Source organism: Deltaproteobacteria bacterium (assembly GCA_016208165.1).
Classification (GTDB): domain Bacteria; phylum Desulfobacterota; class Desulfarculia; order JACQYL01; family JACQYL01; genus JACQYL01.
On sequence record JACQYL010000130.1, the window covers coordinates 1 to 7,818 of the forward strand.

Genomic DNA, 7,818 nt, shown 5'->3' on the forward strand with positions numbered 1-7,818 from the left:
CCGACAAGGTTGGGATCGAAATTCCCGACGACGGTGGAGCATTCCCGCGCCGGTGCTGCAAAATGGCGACGGGATCGGGCAAAACGATCGTGATGGCCATGGTGATCGCATGGCACATACTGAACAAGGTGACCTATCCCCAGGACGCCCGATTTGCCAAAAACGTATTGGTCATGGCGCCGGGATTGACGGTCAAGAGCCGCCTGGCCGTCCTCGAACCCGCAGCGGAAGGGAACTACTACGAAGCTTTTTCCATCGTCCCTTCAGCCCTGCTCGATAAACTACGCCAGGGCAAGGTTCTGGTGCGCAACTGGCAGGCCCTGGCCTGGGACAGCGAAGAACAGATCAAGAAACGACGGAGCGTGGACAAGCGCGGCGTCAAAAGCGACGAAGCGTATACACGCGAGGTGTTGGGCGAAATGGCCAACGCGCGCAACCTCCTGGTGATCAATGACGAGGCCCATCATGCCTGGCGGGTCAACTGGGAAGCCGAAGGCAAATACCTGCGAAGCCGGGACCTGAAGGACAGCGCCGAGGAAGCCACGGTCTGGATCGGCGGGCTGGACCGCCTGGACCGCTCGCGCGGCATTCTCGCCTGTTATGACTTTTCCGCCACGCCCTTTACACCGTCGGGGAAAAAGAGCAGTGAAGAGTCTCTCTTTGGGTGGATCGTCAGCGATTTCGGCTTAAACGACGCCATCGAGTCGGGGCTGGTCAAGACCCCAAGGGTCGTGGTGCGCGACGACGCCGTACCCGACGCCAAAACCTACAAATCACGTCTGTACCACATCTATAACGATCCCGAAGTTAAGGACGATCTCAACCGTCGGGCCAATCCGGAGGAACCGTTGCCGGATCTGGTTCTCAACGCTTACTACCTCCTCGGTTATGACTGGCATGAAGTGCGGAAGGCCTGGACTGAGGCCCATTTTTCTACGCCACCGGTGATGATCACGGTATGCAACCGTACAGAGACGGCGGCCAGGGTAAAGCATGCCTTTGATTCCAGGCGCATCCACATTGATGAATTGTGTGACCCGCAACGCATTCTCCACATCGACTCGAAGGTACTGGATCAGGCAGAGTCACAGGTGGAACCTGATGAATGGTTGACGCCGGACGCTGGGGAAGAGACGGACGACGATTCAGAGCCGGTGGAGCGCAAGCTCACGAAAGCCCAGCAGGCGGAGTTATTGCGTCGGACGGTGGACACGGTCGGGCGCAAAGGCGAACCCGGCGAAAAGATCCAGAAGGTGATTTCAGTCGGCATGCTGAGCGAAGGTTGGGACGCCAAGACGGTGACGCATATTATGGGTCTGCGGGCCTTCACCAGTCAGTTGCTGTGCGAACAGGTTGTTGGGCGAGGTCTCCGGCGCACGTCTTACGAGGTCAATCCCGAAACCGGTATGTTTGAACCTGAGTATGTCAATATTTTTGGCGTACCGTTTACCTTTCTACCGCACGAGGGCGGAGAAGACGGTCCACCGCCCCCGCCGACCCCCAAGACGGCTGTGGAACCCGACCCCGCCAAGGCCGCTTTCGAGATCACCTGGCCCAATGTGGTGCGCATTGATCACGTATTTCAGCCCAAGCTGTCAATGGACTGGTCAAAAGGGGGCATTCTGGAACTGAACGCGTCGCGGACGGCCAAAGAGGCGGAATTGGCTCCCATATTGGAAGGCAAGCCGGATCTAGCCATTATCAGTCGCATCGAATTGGAACGTCTGGCGAGGGAGTTCCGCACCCAGCGCATCATTTTCGAGACGGCAAGAGACGTGTTCGACCAGATGAAGCCAAACTGGCAAGGCACCCGGGAGGTTTTGTTGGCGCAATTGGTACGCCTGACCGAGCGATTAATTCACTCTGACCGCATTGCCATCTCTCCGCCGTTGTTCTATCAGGGGACGAATTGCGTCGTCGGTTGATCATCACCCTCAACATGTCCCGTGTCGTACAGCACGTATGGGAGGCCGTTCGGCAGGAGAACACGACGCGACTCATTCCCGTCTTCGACCGTGACCACCCCATCCGCTCCACGGGCGATATGCGCACGTGGTACACGGGTAAGCCGTGGGAACGGACGCACAAGTCCCACATCAACGTCTGCGTCTTTGACAGCACGTGGGAGGCCTCGGACGCTTATGCACTGGATAGCAGCGATCACGTTACGGCATGGGCGAAAAACGATCACCTTGGCTTCGAGGTGCTTTATATCTACCGTGGCGTGGTGCACAAATACCGGCCGGACTTCCTCATCCGCCTTGCCGGGTCCGATATGCTTGTCTTGGAAACAAAAGGCCGGGACATGGAACAAGACCGGGTCAAACGCCGCTACCTGGACGAATGGACCCAAGCCGTGAACGCTCATGGCGGATTCGGCCGCTGGCAGTGGGCGGTTGCCACCGAGCCGGGCGAGATTCAGGATATTCTGATTCGTTGCGATCAGGGTGTATTGGGGGACTAACTCGGACTGTTGCATGCGTAGCCCTCGATGCCCGAATCACTGAGAGTCTAAATGAAGCATCGGAAGCGGGATAGCTCAATTAGACCGTGCTGAAAATTATGCAACATTGAACAAGCCGCAACATCCCATCGCCAGTACGGCTCCCGATAAACTTTTTGCAGGGACCGAAGAAATGGAGAAAAGAACAAAGGCATATTGTAATAATTGTCTTGGGGAGCGTAACCACGAGATTCTCTTCGTAGAGAAGACACATTCGTGGAACGATAAATATGATGTAGGCGGAGACAATAAGTACGAGATGCTCAAATGCGGTGGATGTGATAGCGTAATTTTGAGGCACACGTCATCATTTTCCGAAGAACCGGAGCCAACAGTAAGTTTCTATCCTCCTGCGATGTTTCGAAAGGAACCACCATGGGTTTCCGAAATGGTAGGGAAAAGCGCTCGCTTTGCACGCATGCTGTTGAGGGAGATATATGTTGGGGTACAAAATGAAATGAAAATGATCACCACCATGGGCGTTAGGGCTTTAATGGAATACGTCATGATCGATTCGGTTGGGGACCAGGGGACATTCAGCAATAACCTTTCGAAATTCGAAAAAGAAGGGTTCATATCTGCCAATCAGCGTGTCATTCTTGATGCAGTACTTGAAGCTGGCCACGCAACTATACACCGTGCTTATGAGCCATCGGGTGAGGACCTCGCTACGTGCATCGATATCGCGGAGAGCGTGCTGCAGAGCGTTTACGTGCATCCCGAGAAGGCTGCGGAATTGATAGAGCGGGTTCCTAGGAGACGCAAAACCCCTGCACCAACAACTTAGGCCGTACCGGGTTATGAGGTGCGTTATGCGTAGGCGAAAATGAACCGAAGCTTCCTTCATAAACTGCTTCTCGCACGTCGGCTCTACGAGTTGGCTCGCGAACAACTCAGCTCGACCAGTGGTCTTTCACTCAGTATCGGCGTCAATCTCCTGCAGGATGCCGTAGAGGTCTTTCTCCTTGCAGTCTCCGAGCACATCAACGCTGAAGTTACGACCAAAACAACCTTCGATAAATACTTCGATCTGATCAATGCCAAAATCACTCCAAACGAGCTTCCATTCAGACCACGGCTGGTCGCGCTAAACAAGCTTAGAGTAAACTCAAAGCATTACGGTCTATCGCCTGCACAGGGCGAAGTGGAAGGCCTTCTGGTGGTCGTTCGCGAGTTCTTCGACGAGGTCTCCAACTCTGTACTTGGACTGCCCTTTGCTACTGTGACTTTGATCGATCTCCTGCGGGACGGAGAAGCTAAGGAGCTTTTGCGGGAGGCGGAAAAGTCGTATGTTATCCAAGACTTCGAAAATTGTATCATAAATTGCCGGAAGGCAATCTTCGTTCGAATTGAGCGTGACTATGATGTGTCGAACTTTGCAGCGGACAAAGCACCAGGAGTTCTATCGGGTTTGGCGCTGGGCTATCGAGCTCCTTTCTGGGCTAGAAACAAACAGGTATTCATTCACGGGGTAGCGCCAAGTTTGCCTAACTGGTTGATTTTACGGTATATTTTTGGTCTCACATAACATATTGAAATAATTACAAAAAAATCTAGACTTTTGAGTTCTAGTGTGCTAGGCTTCCCTTATGGAAGCCAAGAGACCGTTTTCCGATGCCGATTGGCTGGCTACCCCAGAGCCGGTGCGGCGATATATCGAGCACCTTGAGCAGGTTTTAGGGGACCATGGACGCCTGCTTGAGCAGCAACGGCAGCGGCTCGAAAAGATCGAAGCGCGGCAGAACCGGGATTCCCAGAACTCGAACAAGCCTCCGTCTTCGGACTCCCCATTCAAGAAGCCGGAGAAAACGGCCAAGAAGAGCAAACGAAAAAAAGGGGGCCAGAAGGGTCACAAAGGCCATCGGCAAGAACTTCTGGAGCCGACGCGCGTGGTCCCATTGAAACCGGAATCCTGTCCCTGCGGGAACCATGATTGGGATCCAAGCGGTATGGAGCCGTTTTATGTCCATCAGGTGATCGAACTTCCCGCGATTCAGTTGGATGTAACCCATTATGTGCTCCATAAAGGCAAATGTCCCAAGTGCGGTAAACCCGCCAAAGCCCCGCTTCCCGAAGCATATTGCTCCGGATATGGTCCCCGGCTTTGCGCCCTGATTGCGGAGATGAGCGGGATCCAGGGGGCGAGTCGAGAGAGCGTACAGGAGTTCTTAAAATCCGTACTCGGCATTTCCATTTCCATCGGAGCGATTCAAAAGGTGCTGGATCGGACTTCCAAGGCCCTCAAACCCGTGTATGAGCATATCGGCCGTGCGGCTAGAGCCGCCGAAGTAAATCATATCGATGAGACTTCCTGGTTCGTAACCGGCAAGCTTCACTGGTTGTGGGCCATGGTCAACGCCACAGTGGCCTACTTTATGATCCATTCTCATCGCTCCAAAGAAGCCTTCCTGAATCTTATCGGAGCTTGGGAAGGCATTCTGGTCAGCGACAATTACAGCGTCTACAGGAACTGGACAAAGCTCCGGCAGACTTGCCTGGCCCATTACATCCGGCGCGCCAAGGGGCTTGCGGAGAGAAAGGATGAGGCCCTTCGCCGTTTCGGTGAAAGGGCGCTTAAGGAGTTGCGGCTCCTTTGCCGATGGGCCAAAGCGCCTCCCAGCCGGGGAGAGTGGAACGCTTTCTACGCCCGCTTCATCCACCTGGTGTTTTCTCATGAAACTCGACAGGACGACGCCGGAGTGTTCGCTCGTCTTCTCATCAAGGAGATGGATTCCCTCTGGGTCTTCTTGGAGGAAAACGGCGTCGAACCCACCAATAACCGGGCCGAGCGAGCCATCCGGTTCGGCGTGTTGTGGCGTAAACGGAGCAATGGAACCCAAAGCGAGAAAGGAAACCGATGGGTCGAACGAATCCTCTCTCTCAAACAGACCTGCAGATCCCGCTCCCTGCCTACGTTCCCAAAGCTGGTCCAGGCCATCGATTCCTATTTCAAAGAACAGCTTCCCGACCTCTCTTGGATCGGTCAGTAATCACTCCGGGGAACCTACCCCGTGAACAGGTACACAAACAGTACATAGACGAGAACGTTAAGGACCCAACGGACTTCATTGTCTTGGATCACAATGACATCGAGATGGAGTTAATGAAATCGGGCATGGATAGCATTACTTTCTGGAATGTGTGGAGGCTTACTCCTGAAGTGTATCAGAGAAGACCAGAGAGCGAATGGATTATAAAGCGAGAGCTGAGGAAACTGGATGACAAAGGTATCAAGGAAAGAGCAGAGTATGTGCTCGACGCTACAATCAGCTTATTCATTACAGCCGATCAGAAAAATGCGGGTGTACGCGACGCTGAATACAGAAGATACTACGTGAGACTTCGAGAAACTGGGGTGCCAGTCCACGAAAAAGCGGACAAGAACAGCAACGTCGTCGCCAGAACGCCGCAGGGGGTAGAAAAGATCTTCGTGGACTTTATTGTGCCAGCTCTCAAAGGGGAAGGAAGGTTTTGGCAAGTAGTCCACTTCGATGAGAAATTCTATATTCAAGGCTACATACACGAGGACGCAGCTGAAGATTGATGGAGTGGGCGCGCGTTCCAGCACGACCGATTCCTTGCAAGCGATGGTCCTTTCTCACGTCCACGGGAAAGTTGGCCCCACGCCGAAGTTTCGCCGATTATCTCTTGTGCTTCACAATGCGCTTGTGACTTAGACCCCGTCGGTAATGGAGTCATCCCAAGTCTGGGATCATGCCTGTTTTTAGTCCTAATCGGCGGAAGTTACCCTAACACGAGCAGCATGCACTCGAACAGCAACCTCACTGTAAATGTCGACGTCGATTTCCTCGGCCATCTCTAAAGTGGTAGCAAGCGCATAGGGCACCGCGTCTTCCAGAACGCCAGCATCTGAACGACAATTCACCTGGATTTCCAGATTCTCCCCATCAACGAAAGCGGCAGCTCGGTCACCGTCCATGATCTCATGTTGCACCGTCCCGCGTTGGACAGCACGGGCGTCCGCCTGCTTCCTGTCAACCTGGAGTAAATTCTCTGGTTTTAGAGGGGCCTCAAACCAAATGTGTGCACGCCGCCATCGTTGGTGGAGCGGATTGATGGGCGTTATCCAAGACAAGGTGATGATTAGGCGTCGCCACCAACGCTGCCCACTCACAGACGGCGGAAGTGGGAACCTATGGATGTGCGCCTGATCTTTCTGCAGTAAACCACCTCCAAGGGCGGTTACTCTTCGCTCAGTGCATTCACTGACACGGTTTGGATCGATCATCCCATATCCGATGAGGCGGGTAACGTATTCCTTGAATTGCCGACTGTTTTGAGGTGTGCGAAGGGCCTCTCTAAGAACGTCCCATGCATGACCCCAGCTGGCTCCATGTACAAGTAGAGTCTTTAGCCAAACCGCGTAAGGTACAGTTTCTATGCTCTCTCCACCGGCGCTTTGCTGGAGCTCCGTCAGAACATCGTAGAGAAAAGAAGCTGCGCGGCTCGCAAGCGCCGCAGCATTGCTTGTTCCCCGTGTGTACCAAGTGAACGAGAGGTCGCCCGGCATGGGACCTGGAGCGGCTACACTTTGGCCGGGCTGTCTTGATTGGGAGTAAACGTTAAAGGAAGCCTTTGAGCCGGGTAACGGACTTTCCAACAGAACGACTTTGCCGCCCGGGAGAAGGATCTCTGGCTTGATCGCTCGGCGATATCCCATGCCTTGAGCATTTATTATACTCGGGAGATAATCGCTGCAAAACGGTTCGATTGCACGCGGGACCGCTTGTCCGGTTGAGGCATCACTGTGAATGGCCCCTACAGTTAGGGCATTCATTGCTTCCGCCGGTGACAGCAATCTTCTATGTCGCGAATCGGCTGCCACAGCCCTTATCAGATTGGCTTGCAGCTCTTGGCGTGAAAGATCCGCAATCTGATCCCGTTCCATATTGCATTCGATTGCCTGCTGATGGTTGCCGGCACTGACAATAAAGAGCACCTGGTATTCCCAAGCCAGCCAATCAATAAGCCGAGCAAGCGGGCTCATTGCACTCTCGAAGAGCCGGTCCCGAATACCGATGGACAGATTGATCACACAGACTTGAGGTGCGAAAGGATTTTCATCACCATTCCCCTCGAATAGATGTCGTACGGCGCGATGAATCAAGTCAACAACCAGAATGTTTTCTGGAGCAGTTTCTTGCCTGGGTTGGCGCCAATCCCTCTGATCAGGCCGCATAATAGGCCGTACGTAGAGCATGCGATTCAAAGGAGGCTCGTTAGCTTCGATATCCCCATGAAGAATGAGCGAGGCCATGGCGGTTCCATGACGCCGCTCCGCAGCTTTGTAGTCA

Annotated in this window: 5 protein-coding genes and 1 pseudogene; 5 read left to right on the forward strand and 1 reads right to left on the reverse strand. The window is 53.8% G+C overall.

What is annotated here, in order from left to right:
• From HY788_23165 to HY788_23185, 5 genes and pseudogenes are all read left to right on the forward strand, one after another.
• Positions 1-2,464: pseudogene (locus HY788_23165) on the forward strand (DEAD/DEAH box helicase family protein).
• 172 nt (positions 2,465-2,636) lie between these two features.
• On the forward strand, positions 2,637-3,290 hold the full coding sequence (locus HY788_23170; protein MBI4777044.1) for a DUF4145 domain-containing protein: 654 nt from the start codon (positions 2,637-2,639) through the stop codon (positions 3,288-3,290).
• 39 nt (positions 3,291-3,329) lie between these two features.
• Complete coding sequence (locus HY788_23175) at positions 3,330-4,031, forward strand: hypothetical protein (protein ID MBI4777045.1); 702 nt, start codon at positions 3,330-3,332, stop codon at positions 4,029-4,031.
• 61 nt (positions 4,032-4,092) lie between these two features.
• Complete coding sequence (locus HY788_23180; GenBank protein MBI4777046.1) at positions 4,093-5,493, forward strand: IS66 family transposase; 1,401 nt, start codon at positions 4,093-4,095, stop codon at positions 5,491-5,493.
• Positions 5,478-6,047: a hypothetical protein gene (locus tag HY788_23185; protein MBI4777047.1), complete on the forward strand. Its 570-nt coding sequence runs from the start codon at positions 5,478-5,480 to the stop codon at positions 6,045-6,047. The genes HY788_23180 and HY788_23185 overlap by 16 nt, the downstream gene beginning before the upstream one ends.
• A 186-nt stretch (positions 6,048-6,233) precedes the next feature.
• Here HY788_23185 and HY788_23190 read toward each other — a convergent pair.
• A partial coding sequence (locus HY788_23190; protein ID MBI4777048.1) for a S8 family peptidase occupies positions 6,234-7,818 on the reverse strand: 1,585 nt, incomplete at its 5' end.